At 53.7% G+C, this 14,895-nt stretch carries 12 protein-coding genes; 6 read left to right on the forward strand and 6 right to left on the reverse strand.

From position 1 onward, the window contains the following. Positions 1-19: 19 nt before the first annotated feature. The gene (locus tag ACYVJM_RS11175; protein WP_461148305.1) at positions 20-520 is read right to left on the reverse strand and encodes a DinB family protein; all 501 of its coding nucleotides are present in this window, start codon (positions 518-520) and stop codon (positions 20-22) included. 93 nt (positions 521-613) lie between these two features. Between ACYVJM_RS11175 and ACYVJM_RS11180 the strand changes: the two genes are divergently transcribed. Further along, positions 614-1,585 carry an NAD(P)H-quinone oxidoreductase gene (locus ACYVJM_RS11180; RefSeq protein WP_461148306.1) on the forward strand — a complete coding sequence of 324 codons (972 nt, stop codon included), beginning with the start codon at positions 614-616 and terminating at the stop codon, positions 1,583-1,585. On the opposite strand, the gene ACYVJM_RS11185 is transcribed toward ACYVJM_RS11180, so the two are convergent. The 4 genes from ACYVJM_RS11185 to ACYVJM_RS11200 all read right to left on the reverse strand — a co-directional run bounded on the left by ACYVJM_RS11185 (position 1,582) and on the right by ACYVJM_RS11200 (position 9,005). Further along, a complete protein-coding gene (locus tag ACYVJM_RS11185) occupies positions 1,582-4,791 on the reverse strand; it encodes an efflux RND transporter permease subunit (RefSeq protein WP_461148307.1) in 3,210 nt (1,069 codons plus the stop codon). The two genes, ACYVJM_RS11180 and ACYVJM_RS11185, sit on opposite strands and share 4 nt — an antisense overlap. A 98-nt stretch (positions 4,792-4,889) precedes the next feature. Beyond that, positions 4,890-5,849 (reverse strand): efflux RND transporter periplasmic adaptor subunit, encoded by a 960-nt coding sequence (locus ACYVJM_RS11190; protein WP_461148308.1) that lies wholly within the window; start codon positions 5,847-5,849, stop codon positions 4,890-4,892. Positions 5,850-5,851: 2 nt separating this feature from the next. Beyond that, positions 5,852-7,117 carry a TolC family protein gene (locus ACYVJM_RS11195; RefSeq protein WP_461148309.1) on the reverse strand — a complete coding sequence of 422 codons (1,266 nt, stop codon included), beginning with the start codon at positions 7,115-7,117 and terminating at the stop codon, positions 5,852-5,854. A 232-nt stretch (positions 7,118-7,349) separates the two neighbouring features. Then, the gene (locus ACYVJM_RS11200; protein ID WP_461148310.1) at positions 7,350-9,005 is read right to left on the reverse strand and encodes a M28 family metallopeptidase; all 1,656 of its coding nucleotides are present in this window, start codon (positions 9,003-9,005) and stop codon (positions 7,350-7,352) included. Positions 9,006-9,182: 177 nt separating this feature from the next. On the opposite strand from ACYVJM_RS11200, the gene ACYVJM_RS11205 reads away from it, so the two are divergent. Next, positions 9,183-10,121, forward strand: coding sequence for a nucleoside hydrolase (locus tag ACYVJM_RS11205; RefSeq protein WP_461148311.1), 939 nt, complete (start codon positions 9,183-9,185; stop codon positions 10,119-10,121). Positions 10,122-10,180: 59 nt separating this feature from the next. Here the strand turns inward: ACYVJM_RS11205 and ACYVJM_RS11210 are convergent, their stop codons facing one another. Then, positions 10,181-10,819: a hypothetical protein gene (locus tag ACYVJM_RS11210; protein ID WP_461148312.1), complete on the reverse strand. Its 639-nt coding sequence runs from the start codon at positions 10,817-10,819 to the stop codon at positions 10,181-10,183. Positions 10,820-11,058: 239 nt separating this feature from the next. Between ACYVJM_RS11210 and ACYVJM_RS11215 the strand changes: the two genes are divergently transcribed. From ACYVJM_RS11215 to ACYVJM_RS11230, 4 genes are all read left to right on the forward strand, one after another. Further along, positions 11,059-12,324 (forward strand): glucuronyl esterase domain-containing protein, encoded by a 1,266-nt coding sequence (locus ACYVJM_RS11215; protein WP_461148313.1) that lies wholly within the window; start codon positions 11,059-11,061, stop codon positions 12,322-12,324. 19 nt (positions 12,325-12,343) lie between these two features. After that, positions 12,344-12,916, forward strand: a complete 573-nt coding sequence (locus ACYVJM_RS11220; RefSeq protein ID WP_461148314.1) for an NUDIX hydrolase — start codon at positions 12,344-12,346, stop codon at positions 12,914-12,916. Positions 12,917-13,192: 276 nt separating this feature from the next. Continuing rightward, a complete protein-coding gene (locus ACYVJM_RS11225; protein ID WP_461148315.1) occupies positions 13,193-14,365 on the forward strand; it encodes a pyridoxal phosphate-dependent aminotransferase in 1,173 nt (390 codons plus the stop codon). Positions 14,366-14,482: 117 nt separating this feature from the next. Next, entirely contained in the window at positions 14,483-14,884 is a 402-nt protein-coding gene (locus ACYVJM_RS11230; RefSeq protein ID WP_461148316.1) for a GxxExxY protein, read from the forward strand. Positions 14,885-14,895: the final 11 nt, after the last annotated feature.

The raw sequence follows: 14,895 nt of genomic DNA on the forward strand, positions 1-14,895 counted from the left end.
GGAAACCCGCGTTACGTAGTTATTTCCAGGCATCCAGCAGGCGCCGGATGATGATGATTTCTCCCACATGATAGGCCGTATGATCGGCGATGAGCAGCGCTTCACGGAGCAAATTCTGACCGTCGCCGTGTTCGAAAGGCGCGTACAGGTCACGGCTGGGGTCATTCAGTAAGTCTACAAACGTGTCCCGATCCTGCCTGATTTGATCCAAAGCTTGTTGCCAGGCTGCCTCGTCGGCTGGGGACTGGTCTTTAGACCAATAGCCCGTTGGCCAGGGTGGCGATTGATGACTGGCATCGCGGGAAAATTCGAGGATGTCCCATTGAGCAATCCGAATATGGTCGACCAGTTGCCAGATGGTGTACGGCAGTTTATCCGGCTTCACACTACGTAGCTCAGCCGGTAAGTCTTTTACGGCATCATCGAAGGACTGATGGGCGTTGCTGCCCGTCAGTAAAGCAATCAACTGCTTCCGTACAGCCAAATTTATATCGGTAACCGATTGGTTAGATGGTATCATGATCAGATTGGGTTTTATTAGCTAACTACCCGTTTTAGGGTAAAGTGGTTTTACTTTTTCTGACAAAAGATACCGGGATATAGTTATACCTGCATGAAAGCAATCAACATCACTCAGCCCGGCGATAGCTCGGTACTAGCCCTACAGGAGCAAGCCACCCCAACACCGGCCTCAGGACAGGTGCTCATTCGCGTGCGGGCTGCGGGTGTCAACCGAAGCGATATTCACCAGAGAACGGGTGGATACGGCATGAACCCGACCGGCCAGATTCCCGGGCTGGAAGTGGCCGGTATAATCGAAGCCTGTGGCCCGAATACCAATCGCTGGCAGATTGGTGATGCGGTCTGCGCCCTCATTAGCGGAGGGGGTTATGCCGAATACGTAGCCGTCGATGAACGTCACTGCCTGCCCGTACCCGCTAACCTCAGCTTCGTTGAAGCAGCCTCTTTACCCGAAACGATCCTGACGGTCTGGTCGACGGTTTTCCAGTGGGGGCATCTGTCAGAAGGCGAGAGTTTCCTCGTGCATGGCGGCAGCAGCGGCATTGGCGTAACCGCCATTCAACTCGCAAAAGCCTTCGGAGCCAAGGCCTACACCACGGCGGGCAGCGACGACAAGTGTGCCTTCTGCGAGCAACTCGGTGCCATCAAATGCATTAATTACAAAAAAGAAGACTTTGAGAAGGCACTGGCCGGAACAGACATCAACGTCGTCCTGGACATGGTTGGCGGTGACTATACGCCCAAAAACCTGCGTCTGCTGGCCCCCGACGGCCGGCTCATGTTTATCAACGCCATGCAGGGAGCCGACAGCCAGATTCACATACCGACCCTGATGCAGAAGCGGATCACCATCAGCGGCAGCATGCTCAAACCGCGTGACGCTGGTTTCAAAGCCACCCTCACCGCCGAGGTTGAGCAGCGGGTCTGGCCACTGGTAACGACCGGCCAGTTCAAACCGATTGTTCACCGGACCTTCCCACTCGCCGAAGCCGCCAAAGCGCAGGACCTGATGGCCAGCAGTGAGCACATCGGCAAGATTATACTGGAAGTACCAAACAGCTAGAAGCTGTTTGGTACATTGAGCTTAACATCCGTCCCTTCCTCAATCGGTTCGGGAACGGGGTGCCCGCTGGCATCCCGTGGTGTCGTCGGGCGGGGGCGTTTGCGATTGACGAGGTAGAACAGGGGCGGGATGATCAGCGGGGCGAAGAACAGCGTCGTGGTCAACCCGCCGATGATGACCGTCGCCAGAGGGCGCTGCACATCGGAGCCGATACCGCTGGAGATAGCCGCTGGCACCAGACCAATAATCGCTACCACCATGATTGCCATAATGGCCCGAAACTGCTCCTGCGCCGTTTCGATGGTAACCTCCTTCAATGACTTCGTGCTGTTCATCAGATTTCGGTTGAGGGCCGATACGAGCAGAACGCCCGCCATCACCGAAATACCGAAAATCGACACGAAACCCACACCCGCCGATACGTTGAAGTTGTACCCCCGCAACAGCAGCGCACCAATACCGCCTGCCAGCGCAAACAGCAGACAGGTGAGCGTCAGCAGGGTGTCGCGGACGTTGCCGTAGAGCATGAACAGAAAGAGGAACACAACGACAATGGTCAGCGGAATCGAGATAGCCAGTTGACCGCCCGCCCGTTCGAGGTTTTCGTACTGACCGCCGTAAATGACGCTGTAGCCTTCGGGAATTTTCACATGATCCCGCACTTTCTGGCTGATCTCCTTCACAAAGCCACCCTGGTCGCGGCCCCGAATGTTGGTTCTGACCGTCACCATCCGTTTGCCGTTGATCCGGTAAATGTTCGTCTGGCCCTGTACATAATGAATGTCGGCAAGTTCGCTCATGGGAATCAGCGCACCCGTCGCTGAAGGCACCTGCAATAACCGAATCGCGTCGATACTGCCCCGGCTTTCAGGGGTGAAGCGCACCACAATGTCATAGCGTTTTGCTTCATCGTAAATATTCCCGATGGCTTTACCACCAATGGCCGCTTCGATCATGTTCTCGATTTCGGCTACGTTGATGCCATAGCGAGCTGCCGCCGGCCGGTTGATGTTGATCGCCAGTTGGTCCTGCGGTCCCTCTTGCTCGATGTTTACCGATACGGCTCCGTTCATGCCTTTCACCAGGGCAGCAATGCTGTCGGCTTTGGCCCGCATCAGTGTGAGGTCGTTCCCGACAACCGAAATTGCCAGGTCGGCCGCGCTGCCCGTCACGATCTCCATAACCTGGTCAATAATGGGCTGACCCGATGAAAAGAACGCGCCCGGAAAGGCTTCCTGCAACTTCGTCTGCATGGACCGGACAATCTCTTTCTTCGAAATCGTGTCCGACCAGGTGCTGTAATCTTTCAGACCTACCAGAATTTCGGTTCGGTCGGTGGGAAAGGGGTCGGTGCCGTCGTCGTTGCGCCCTGACTGGGTAATGACAAAACTAACCGGCTTATAGCTGCTGATGATTTCCCGAATCTTGGGCGCAATCTTTGCATTTTCCTGAATCGTAATGCCCGACGGCATGAAGGCCCGCATGAAAATAGACCCTTCGTCCAGCTCAGGCAGGAACTCCGTGCCCAGCTTCAGACCAAAGCCAATCATGACCAGTACAACCGTCATGCCCACGCCCACTACCACCGCCGGTGCTTTGAACAGCGTCGATCTGAGTAACCATTGGTAGCCACGTTCCAAAGGCGACAGCAGGAAGTTTTTATGTTCTTTCAGCGGCTTGCCATCCGGCGCCAATGCCTTTCGGAAAGCGAATGAGATCAGAACCGGAATGAGCGTCAGCGCGCAAACCAGCGAACCGATTACGGCGAACGACAGGGTTAGGGCCATTGGACTGAACAGCTTCCCTTCAACCCGCTGCATCAGCAGAATGGGCATATAGGCCAGAATAATGATGGTGACGGAGAAGAAAATCTCCCGCGCTACTTCGCCCGCCGAACGGGCCGTTACGTTTACGATGCCCTGAGTTCGATCGGCGGAACCGGAGGATCGGTATCGCCTGATGAGGTGCTCGGCCATCACGCTGGCTCCATCTACGATGATCCCGAAGTCGATAGCGCCCAATGACAGGAGGTTGGCCGGAATGCCCACCAGTTTCATCAGAATGAACGCAAACAGCAGCGAAAACGGAATAGTGACCGTTACGACCAGTGCCGCCCGCAGGCTACCCAGGAACAGCACAAGTAAAATGGCCACGATAGAAATACCTTCAATGAGCGTATGCGCCACCGCTTCGAGCGAGTGATCGATCAGGAAGCCCCGGTCATACAGTATGCGCAGGTGAACACCTTTGGGCAGTTCGCGGGCTTCGAGGTCGGCGATCTTTTCTTTGAGCAACTCCAGCACTTCGCTGGGATTCTCGCCCCGGCGAAGCAGAACGATACCCTCGGTTGCGCCAACCACGTCCAGTTTCTCATCCGGAATCCGGTACCCCAGAATGCCCGATGGCGAGGGTGGATTGATTTCAACGCTGGCCACATCGCGCACCAGAACGGGTACGCCTTCGTTGGCTTTCAGAACAATGTTCTGCACATCGTCGGGCGATTTAAGCGCACCCAACCCCCGCACGGCAAAGCCCTGTCCACCGCGCGAAATGACGTTACCGCCGGTATTCTGGTTGTTTTTCTGAACCGCTTCAATCACATCCTGCAAGGTCAGGCTGAACTTACGGAGCTTGGCCGGGTCGGGTATGACCTGATATTGTTTGATAGGGCCACCAAAAGTCGTTACATCGGCCAGACCGGGCACCTGAAGCAGTTGCGGAATGATGACCCAGTCCTGCAAATCGCGCAGTTGCATAGGCGTCATGCTGGCCGGAGCCTCAATGACATAGCGGTAAATTTCACCAACAGCCGTAGTCAGCGGGGCCAGTTCGGGCGCGACGCCATCCGGCAGTTGCGCCCCCGTGAGCCGTTCCATAACCTGCTGACGCGCAAAATAGTCGGTAACAGTTTCATCAAAATTCAACTGCACGACAGACAACCCAAAGATGGTCCTCGACCGGCGATCCGTTACGTGCGGTACGCTATTCAGTACCCGCTCAATGGGGATCGTCACCTGTTGTTCCACTTCCTCGGCCGCCCGGCCATCGTATTTGGCAATCACGATAACGTTGGTATCGGCAATATCGGGGTACGCTTCAATCTTAAGCAGTTTGAAGCACCACAACCCCAGCCCCATAATCGCCACCGCAAGGCCAACGATGACCCAGCGGTTTTTGAGGGAAAATATTATTAGTTTCTGAATCATAATTTAAAAAGGAGAAAAGGAAAAGAGGGAGGCCGAATATGTACAGTTGGGTCCTTGACTTCCCTCATCCCCTTCCTCCCTTTTCTCCTTATTACCTATCAATACCCAAAACTCAATCCTTTCAATTGCAGGACGTTGGCCGTAACGACCTGGTCGCTTTCTTTCAAGCCATTTTGCACGACCACCCGGTCTTCCCGTTGCTGGCCGAGTTCGACAGGGCGTCGTTCGATCACCTGCGGGGCGGTACGAACAAAGACGTAATCGCGTCCCTGTACCGTTACAATGGCATCGCGCGTGACGGTTATGTATTGTCCGGCCTCTTTAATTCCGAACTCAGCGGTGGCAAACATGCCCGCTTTCAGTCGTCCGTCGGGGTTGGCCACCGAAATGCGCAGTTTTATCTGGCGGGTGGTGTTATCCACATAGTCGTTCACATTGTCGATCCGACCGGCAAATCGCTCGTTAGGGAAAGCCGTAAAATTGAGCGTACAGTTGAGCCCTCGCCGAATGCTGCCGAACTGATTCTCCGGAATTTCGCAGACAACCAGAATCGTATTGGGACGGGCCGTCCGTAAGGCTTCAGGGTCGAACCCGGCCAGTTTGAGCGTTGCCTCATCCGAAATAATAGCGGCTTCTTCATTGGCCAACTGGGTTTGCGCTTCGATAACCTCTTTGCCCGAAGCGGCTCCGTGTGCTTGTAAATCCTTCACCCGTTCCAGATTACCGCGCTCCGTCTGAATATTAATCCGGTGCTGCAAGATGGCCGTGTAGTTGTCGGACAAACCCGGATCATCGAACAAAACAAGCCGTTCCGCCGGGTTCTCGCCGGAGCGCACTACCATAGCGGCCACGTGGCCGGGAGCCGAAAAATCAGTATGGATAGCTCCCGAACGGGCAGGTTGCGTAGTGAATGCCCGCATCATTACCGAATCCGGGAAGCTGATACGGCTGCCATCGGTACTGATGGTTGGTCGGGGCGGAGCCGTTACAACTGGCTTCGGCTTGTCTTTGCAGGCAATTGTCAGGAGCGCCAGTAAGACTAAAGGATGGAATTTCATGCTCAGTACGTGTTGATTTGTCCCGTTGCGTACAGCAGCCGGACGTAGTTTTGGCGGTGTGTATAAAGAGCCTGGTAGTAGGCGGTTTGGGTATCGAACCACGACGTTTGCGCCTGTAGCAGGTCAATCAGGGTGGTTGCTCCACGCAGGTAGGCGTACCGAACGGAGGCCAGTACGCGGTCGGCATCGCGCCGGATACCCACGTAGCGGTCGATGTTCTGCCGGCTGGTGGCAAACGACTGATAGGCGGTTACTACTTCCGAGCGTATTCGTGCCTGTACCAGCGCAGCGGCCTGCCCGGCCTGTTCCTGTAATACCCGCGATTTCTGGATTTCGCCCTGATTGCGGCTGTAAACCGGCAATTCGAGGGTCAGGAAAACGCCCGCGTAGGGAACGGCATTTTGTGGGTTCCAGATCAGACCCGCTTCGTTACGAGGTTTGGCCAGTACCTGTTGGAGGTCGACGTTACGACGGGCCGTTTCCAGATTAGCCTCGGCCACGCGCACATCCGTTCGGGACGCAGCGGCTACTTGCAGGAGGCTGTCGGCACTGGCGGTTACCGTAGGGTACAAGCTTAGCGGGTTTGTGAAAGCCGGATTGATGATCGAGTCATTCAGCGCTACATTGATGCTGTCGGCTACGCCCACCACCAGCCGCAGTTCGCTCAGGCGGTTGCGTACGTCCTGAAGAGCCGTGCGGGTTTGAATGTCGTATTGATCCGATATGAGTTGTGTCCGGGTAAGGTCGGTCTCGGTAATGACCAGATTTTTAAGCCGCACCTTATTCAGTTGAACCAGCGTATCGACGTTAGCCTTAGCCCGCTGGAGAAGAGCCAGTTGCACCCGGGCATACCACGCATCGAGGTACCGGTTGGCCGCGTCGAACAGGACTCCCCGTTCGGTTTCGGCTACACTCTGCACCGCCAGGTTTGTACTGGCTTCGGCAAAGCGGTTTCGGTACAACCGCTTGTTATGAATATCGAACTCTTTTGTGGCCTGGAGCCAGAATTGCCGTCGCTGGCGGTTCAACACGCCCACACCCTCGGCACCCGGCAGTGGAACTGCGGCCCCCGTCGGCTGAGCCAGTTGAACGAGTGTCTGATTATTCAACACGGGGTTCGGCCGTAAATTAGCCGTTGTCTGGTCAGCCTGAGCGGCATTGATGTTCAACCGTTCTACGCGCAGGGCCGGACTATTTTCACGTACCTGCTGCAGGGTTTGCCGCAGGGTTAACGTAGTCTGAGCAGAGGCCGTAAATCCGGCACTCATACACCAAAGATATAAGGTTATTTTTCGCAGATTCATCCGTCATCAGGGCCTCAGCAAGCTAACACGTTAGGTGCCCGAAAACGGTAAATTTGCGATTAAAACATTGTAAAATAGCAATTAAAAAATAGTTAAATATACTCAGTAAGGTGATAAGGTCCCCATCTAACCTGCTTGTTTTAAAGCGATTAATAGCATGGTAAACAGATTGTTTACACCAGAAACAGCCTGGTAACTACTTACTCTCTCCACCCTTTCCGAACATCGTTCCGAAAAAATCTCCCTTATTCCAGACAGGGCGCTGGTCGGCCTGAGCGGTTAGATAGCCGACAAGAAACTGCAGTTGCGCATGTTTACCCGCTGCGTTGAAGTCGAACGGCTGGTTCATGTCATCCTGTGGTGTGTGGTAAATAGTGGCCCGCCAGTCGAGGTTGAGCTTGGTGCCGTTGAGGTCGGGATTACCCGTTTGCGAACCACTCTTAATGAACAGGGCCGGAATTCCCTGCCGGACAAAGCTAAAGTGGTCACTCCGCATAAATACGGTTTGCTCAGGAATCGGGTCGGGACTGATGCCAACGCCTAGAAATTCGGCGGCTTGTCTGACCGGCGTATTCAGGCTCGAATGCTCCGCACCGTAGGGCACAATATCGAGTAGCGGGTGGAAGAAGAAGGGCATATCCAGCGTCGAGTTGGCAACGATCTTCTCTTTCGGCACGGTCGGGTTGCTGGCGAAATAATCGGAGCCCAGCAGTCCCATTTCTTCCCCGGTAACACCCACGAACAGAATCGAGCGACGGGGTGCTTTGGGCAGCGATGCAAATAAACGAGCCGTTTCGAGGTTGATAGCCACGCCCGATGCGTTGTCGTGCGCTCCGTTATTGATCGAGTCTCCTTTTACGGGTCGGGTAATGCCCAGGTGATCGAGGTGAGCGACGAATACGACGTACTCGCTTTTCAGTACCGGGTCGGAGCCGGGGAGCATCGCTACCAGATTCAGTCCGGCAACGTCCTCCACCACATCGGTCTGCGCTTTCATATGCACCGATACATTGAGCGGAAACGCCTGCGGCATGTTCTTCTGCGCTTTGGTGAACATCTCCCGAATGGGCGTACCCGCATTGGCAAAGAGCAGCCGGGCGGTTGAGTCACTCAGCGAGGCAGCGGCCTGTATGCCCGGATAGGTGCGTTGCGGATGCCCCTGCCTGTCTACCCAGCGGTACACACCCTGCCGGGCACGGGGAGCGGCTGTTTCGATGCGGTTACGCAGGTCGGTGGGCAGGTTGAACGCGAGCGTACCAATGGCCCCGTGCGCTACGGCGTTTTCGGCTTTCGCCGACGAGTAATAGGCCCGCTGGTTGGATGGAAACGTAGACGGAGCCCCGTTGAGAAAGGCCACAATTTTCCCTTTCACGTCGATACCGGTATAATCATCGTATCCCAATTCAGGCGCGGTAACGCCGAAACCCACAAACACGACCGGTGCGGTGATATCGCTGGTGGCATGGTCGGGGGTGGGGCTGTAAATGAACTGCTGCCCATAAGTGAGCGGTTGCTCTTTCCCGTTCGAGATCAGGGTCAAGCCGCTTTTATCTTCCCGCACCGCCCACCGCCGAAGCGGTACGTTTTGTTTGTAGGTGTTATTTTCTCCGGCGGGTTTCAGGCCAAGGGCTTTAAACTGGGCCATCACATACTCAGCGGCCATGGCAAAACCGGGTGTACCGGGCTTACGTCCTTTAAGCGAGTCGTTTGCCAGAATACGCATGTGGTTCCGAATGGCGTCGGGCCGTACCGTCTGAACAACGCGCCGGGCCTCATTAGAAATATCGCTGGATTGAGCCAGTAATGGGTTTACAGCACTTAGGGTGAAGAAAATAGCAAGAGTAAAACGCATATCAGCGAAGTATTAAGAGCAAAACGAATAGCTAAAATAAGGGACAGCTTACCCAGATCAAACTTTACCTTCACGTCAACAGTATATAGTGATTTAAGTACGCAACGAAGCAAACGATGGTATCTTCGCCACCCTAAACGAACATGGGCGTGTACTTATGTATTTCAACTGACCGACATGAAGAAAATACCCGTACTTATCGACTGCGACCCCGGCCACGATGATGCCGTGATGCTATTGCTGGCTTTCGGCAGCGGCCTGTTCGACATTAAAGCCATTACCAGTTCGGCGGGTAACCAGACGCAGGAAAAGACGCTCAAGAATACCATGCGGATCATGGAGTTGATAGGCGCTGATGTTCCTGTGTATAGAGGCAGCGACAAACCCCTGTTTCGTAAGCTGATCATTGCCGATAATGTTCACGGCGAAATGGGTATGGACGGCCCGGTACTACCCGAACCCATCCTGCAACATCATCCACTGGCGGCCGTTGAAGCGATGGCGCAGATTCTGGCCGAAAGTGATGACAAGATAACGATTGTACCAACCGGCCCATTAACGAATGTGGCCACGTTTCTGCTGGCTTACCCGCACTTAAAAGCAAAGATCGAACGCATTTCGCTGATGGGTGGCGGGGTTTTTCGGGGAAACATAACGCCCACAGCCGAATTCAACATCTATGTCGATCCCGAAGCGGCTGCCATCGTGTTCAAGTCGGGGGTTCCGATTACTATGTGCGGACTGGATGTGACGCATAAAGCACTGGTCTTTCAGGAAGACATTGACCGGTTCAGGGCCATTGGTAATAAGTCGGGCAAGGTGGTGGCCGAACTGATGGATTTCTTCTCGATTTATTACCGGCGCGAACGTCCGGAATTGGAAGGTGGTGCCGCCCTGCACGACCCCTGCGCCATTGCCTGGCTGATCGACCCGTCGATGTTCACGTCAAAACCCTGTTATGTGGACGTTGAAGTGGCTGGTACATTAACAGCCGGCACGACAGTTGTCGATTTTTTTGACGTGCTGAAACAAACGCCAAACGCCGAAGTGGTGTACGACATCGACCGGGAGAAGTACATTCAGCTAATTTACGACGCCGTGAAAGTACTGCCGTGAGTGGTGAAAGTGCTGCCGTTCCGTGATGTCAGGTTTTTAAACCCGACAAGGGAGGTTTCTCAAAACCAGGGCCTGCGTACTTTAAATGATCGTTTCAGTCCGCTGATCAGCAGGAACGCCCCTACTATTCCGAAGATAATGGCCAGCACTGTGATGTGTAAAATGGCGAAGACAACGGCCACCAGAATAACGAACACCGACGCTTTTAACTTCCAGCTAATACGCTGCCACCAGTTCAGTTCGGGGCGAAGTTTCATGCCCAAGCTCTGGCGGATCTGATTTCCCAGCTTTAGTTTTTTCTTGGGCTTTGGCCCCGGCTGCTGATCAGTTGTTTGCGTTTCGGGTAACGATAGCAGGGCATTGACCCGCTGTATCCGGTGTTCAAGACGGCTGGCCGTCGTTTGACCGGATCGGGCTGTTCGGCTGGCAACGGCCGGGCTGGCAAATGCGGCTAGTTCAGTCGTTCGATTTGCGTTCTCCTGAGGTACATTCATTGCCGGACTATCTTGCTGAACGGACGACTCCGGATCTATTTTTCCAACAACATCGGGGGTTTCTAATGATACCTTTCCAACTTTTTCCGTCGATAGCCGGGCGGCTGCCGGGTGCGCTGTTGGTTGAAAATACGCCACGGGGCGCTGGCACGACGAAAAGAAAAGACAGGATGCAGCAGCAAACAGGGCAATGGTATTCCTCATCAGGTTAAGGGTTGTACGAACGAAATCGGCAAAGCGTAAAATCCTCTCTACAACGAATTGAAAAGGGCGGTTAATATGATTTGCTCGAAATCTTTGTCATGTAGTACCGACCGTCCCGGTCAGGTGATATACCTATAACCCTCACCCGACCGGGACGGTCGGTACTACATAATTGCCACTACAAGTATGAAGTACAGACCATTTGCCTTTCCGGACTTAGACTATTTACACGCCTGTTTATGACTCGACTCCTCTTTTTGGCAACGCTAATTCTTTTCGGTGGCTCTATGGCCAATGGGCAAGGCCCTGAAGGCTATAATTATGACGAAGCGAAAGTGGGTACCTATACCCTGCCCGATCCGTTGGTGAATATAAACGGTAAAGCAATCAGGACGAAAGCAGAATGGCGCAACCGACGGGCCGAACTGCTGAAACTTTTTGCCGAAAACGTATATGGTCAAACCCCTGCCAAGGCGGTCAAGCTGCGTTTCCAGACGACTTCCGTGGATAAATCGGCGCTAAATGGGCTGGCTATCCGCAAACAGGTATCTATCTTCTTTGTCGATTACCCACAGTTAGCTCCCATCGATGTCCTTATTTATTTACCCAAAGCCAGCAAAAAGCCCGTTCCGGTATTTCTGGGACTGAATTTTTGCGGCAATCACTGCGTCACGACAGAAGCGGATATTCCGCTGTCGACACGCTGGGTGACGGGTGGAACCAGCGACGTTTCGGCCAACAGCCGGGCCACCGAGAAAGCCCGCGGGATGCAGGCCCGGCGCTGGCCCCTTGAGATGATTGTAAAGCGCGGGTATGCGCTGGCTACCGCCTACTATGGCGACATTGAACCTGATTATCCGCAGGGGTGGCATGCCGGCATCCGGTCGGTGCTGGGCGATACGACGAAAGCTAATAATTGGGGAGCCATCGGTGCCTGGGCCTGGGGCATGAGCCGTATTCTCGACTACCTGCAAACCGACCCCGCCATCGATGCTAAACGCGTTATTTCCATTGGCCACTCACGGATCGGCAAAGCGGCTATATGGGCCGGGGCGCAGGATGAACGATTTGCCGCCGTTATTGCCAACGAATCGGGCGAAGGCGGAGCGGCTCTGGCCCGGCGCTGGTACGGCGAAACCGTTGAGCGGCTGAACACCAGTTTTCCGCACTGGTTCTGTGCCCGATACAGCACGTACAACAAACGGGTGGCCGACTTACCCGTCGATCAGCACGAACTCCTGGCGCTGGTTGCCCCGCGTCCGCTGTACGTAGCCAGTGCCGACGGCGATCAATGGTCGGACCCTAAAGGTGAGTTTCTCGGTGCCCTTCATACCGAACCGGTTTATCAGCTTTACGGAAAAACGGGGCTGGGTACAACGACCTTTCCGGCCATTGATCAACCTGTTGGCCAAACCGTTCGCTACCACGACCGAACCGGCAAACATGATGTAATGGACTACGATTGGCAGCAATACCTGCGCTTTGCCGATGAATTAGTCCGCTAGCTGTGCCTACCTTTGCGGCATGACTCATGAAAATGACCCACGACCCTGGCAGGTCGAACAATCGGAATATATCCATAATTTACCGTGGTTCACCGTTCGGAAAGACGCCATTCGCATGGAAAACGGGGGTACCATTCCAAACTACTTTGTCTTTGAATACCCGAGTTGGATTAACGTTGTGGCCGTCACAACCGATAATCAGCTGGTGCTGATCCGGCAGTACCGTCATGCCATTGCGGGGGTACACTACGAACTCTGCGCGGGCGTGGTCGACCCGAATGAAGAGCCGCTGGTAGCCGCCCAGCGCGAATTACTGGAAGAAACGGGTTTTGGGGGCGGTCAGTGGGAATTGCTCATGACGCTCTCGGCCAATCCGGGTACGCATTCCAACGCAACCTACGCTTATTTAGCCACGGGTGTGGAGCTGAAACAGGCGCAGCATCTCGAATCGACGGAGGAAATTACGGTGCATATCGTCTCCCATGAGCGAGCGCTGGAAATTATCAATACGGGCGAAATGATGCAGTCGCTGCACCTGGCTCCGCTGCTGAAATACCTCTTGGACCGCACGGGCGGCCCTGCGGGATTCTAGCAAGATTTGACCGGGATTCTAACAAGATTTAAAGGATTAAACAAGATTGATGATGTAAACGATCAAGTAGAAGATAATGTAATACAGCAGATGATACGGACATTCATATAATCTATTGATAGCTCTTAGCGTCGACAAATTGATTACACCCGTATCTTTGTTGTCCCAAACTTCATCAGCACCTACTATCCTAAATGCATTACTTAATGATATTGCTCTGGATGGGTTATTGTCATTAATCTTGAAAATCCTTCAAATCTCGTTAAAATCCCGGTTGTGATTATCCCCCTCGCCCAACGCGCTGACCAAACGCAGGAGTATTATTTTTCCGTTAAGCTGGCCGAAGTTCGTCGCCTTCAGGCGGCTGGTCATGATGTGATTAATTTAGGCATCGGCAACCCCGACCTGATGCCGTCAGACAATACCATTGAGGCACTCATCAAGTCGGTGCAGCAGCCTGCCTCGCACGGCTATCAACCCTATAAAGGCACGCCGGGATTGCGGCAGGCCATTGCCCGTTTCTATCAGCATACGTATGGTGTTGCTCTTGAGCCGGATACCGAAATCTTGCCGCTGATCGGCTCGAAGGAAGGCATTACGCATATTTCCCTGACCTTTCTGAATGAGGGCGACGGTGTGCTGGTGCCCGAACTGGGCTATCCGGCCTACCGGGCCGTGAGTGCGATGGTGGGCGCAAATGTGCGCGAATACCCCTTACTCGAACATGGCGGCTGGCAACCCGACTGGGAGGTTCTGACCGATTTGGTGGCGGACAACGCATCGGCAAATCCGACGAAAATCCTCTGGATGAACTACCCGCACATGCCCACCGGTGCCCCGGCTACCCGTGCCCTGTTTGAGCGGGCGGTTCGCTTTGCCCACGACCATAAACTTCTGCTCGGCCACGACAACCCGTACAGCTTGATCCTCAACAAAAAAGCACCCATCAGCCTGCTCTCTATTGATGGCGCCAAAGACGTCGCGATTGAGCTGAACTCTTTGAGCAAGTCGCATAACATGGCGGGCTGGCGCATTGGCTGGATGGCGGGCGCCAAAGCGTACGTGGATGCCGTGCTGACCATAAAAAGTAATGTCGACTCGGGGCAGTTCAAGCCTCTGATGGACGCAGCTACCGAAGCGCTCACCAACTCCGACGAATGGCACCGGGAACGCAATGCCGTGTATCAGGGTCGACTGGACGCCATCCATGCCTTTCTGGATGCGCTGGGCTGTACGTATTCAACTGATCAGGAGGGGCTGTTCATCTGGGCCAAACTCCCCGACTCGGTGGCATCGGCCGAAGACCTGGTCAACGATTTACTTGTGTCAAAGCATGTCTTCATTGCCCCCGGCTTCATCTTCGGACCAAAAGGAAACCGGTACGTACGGGTGTCGCTGTGCATGCCGAAGGAGCGTATCCGAACCGCGATTGAACGGATTATGGGATAAAACAGATTTTGAACTATTTGTTCAAGACGTTTTTTTGATTGGAGACAACTATTCTCCCAACAAGTTATTTTTCAATAGATTATTGGTAATTATGCGGTTTGCTTAACTACCGTAACTATGCAGCATGATTACAAATATGGCGACCTGACTCACCGTATCATTGGTTGCTCGATGGAAGTTCACCGCGTATTAGGAAATGGCTTTCAGGAGGTTATTTACCAGCGAGCATTGGCGTTTGAATTAGAGCAACACACCATTGGGTTTGCGAGAGAAGTCGATATGCCTATCTTCTACAAAAGTATGCTGATGGGTACACGTCGCGCAGACTTTTTGATCGAGGAGAAGGTAATGGTTGAGCTAAAAGCCATTATTAAATTAGAAGAAGTGCATTTAGCTCAAGCTATTAACTATCTAGAAGCTTATAATCTCGAAATCGGTTTACTGATTAATTTTGGCGCATCTAGTCTTGAGTTTAAGCGTGTCTTAAATCCGCATTTTCGTCGCTTCAATAGAAAGTAGCGATATACAGA

The sequence above is a fragment of the Spirosoma pulveris genome, from assembly GCF_054781875.1.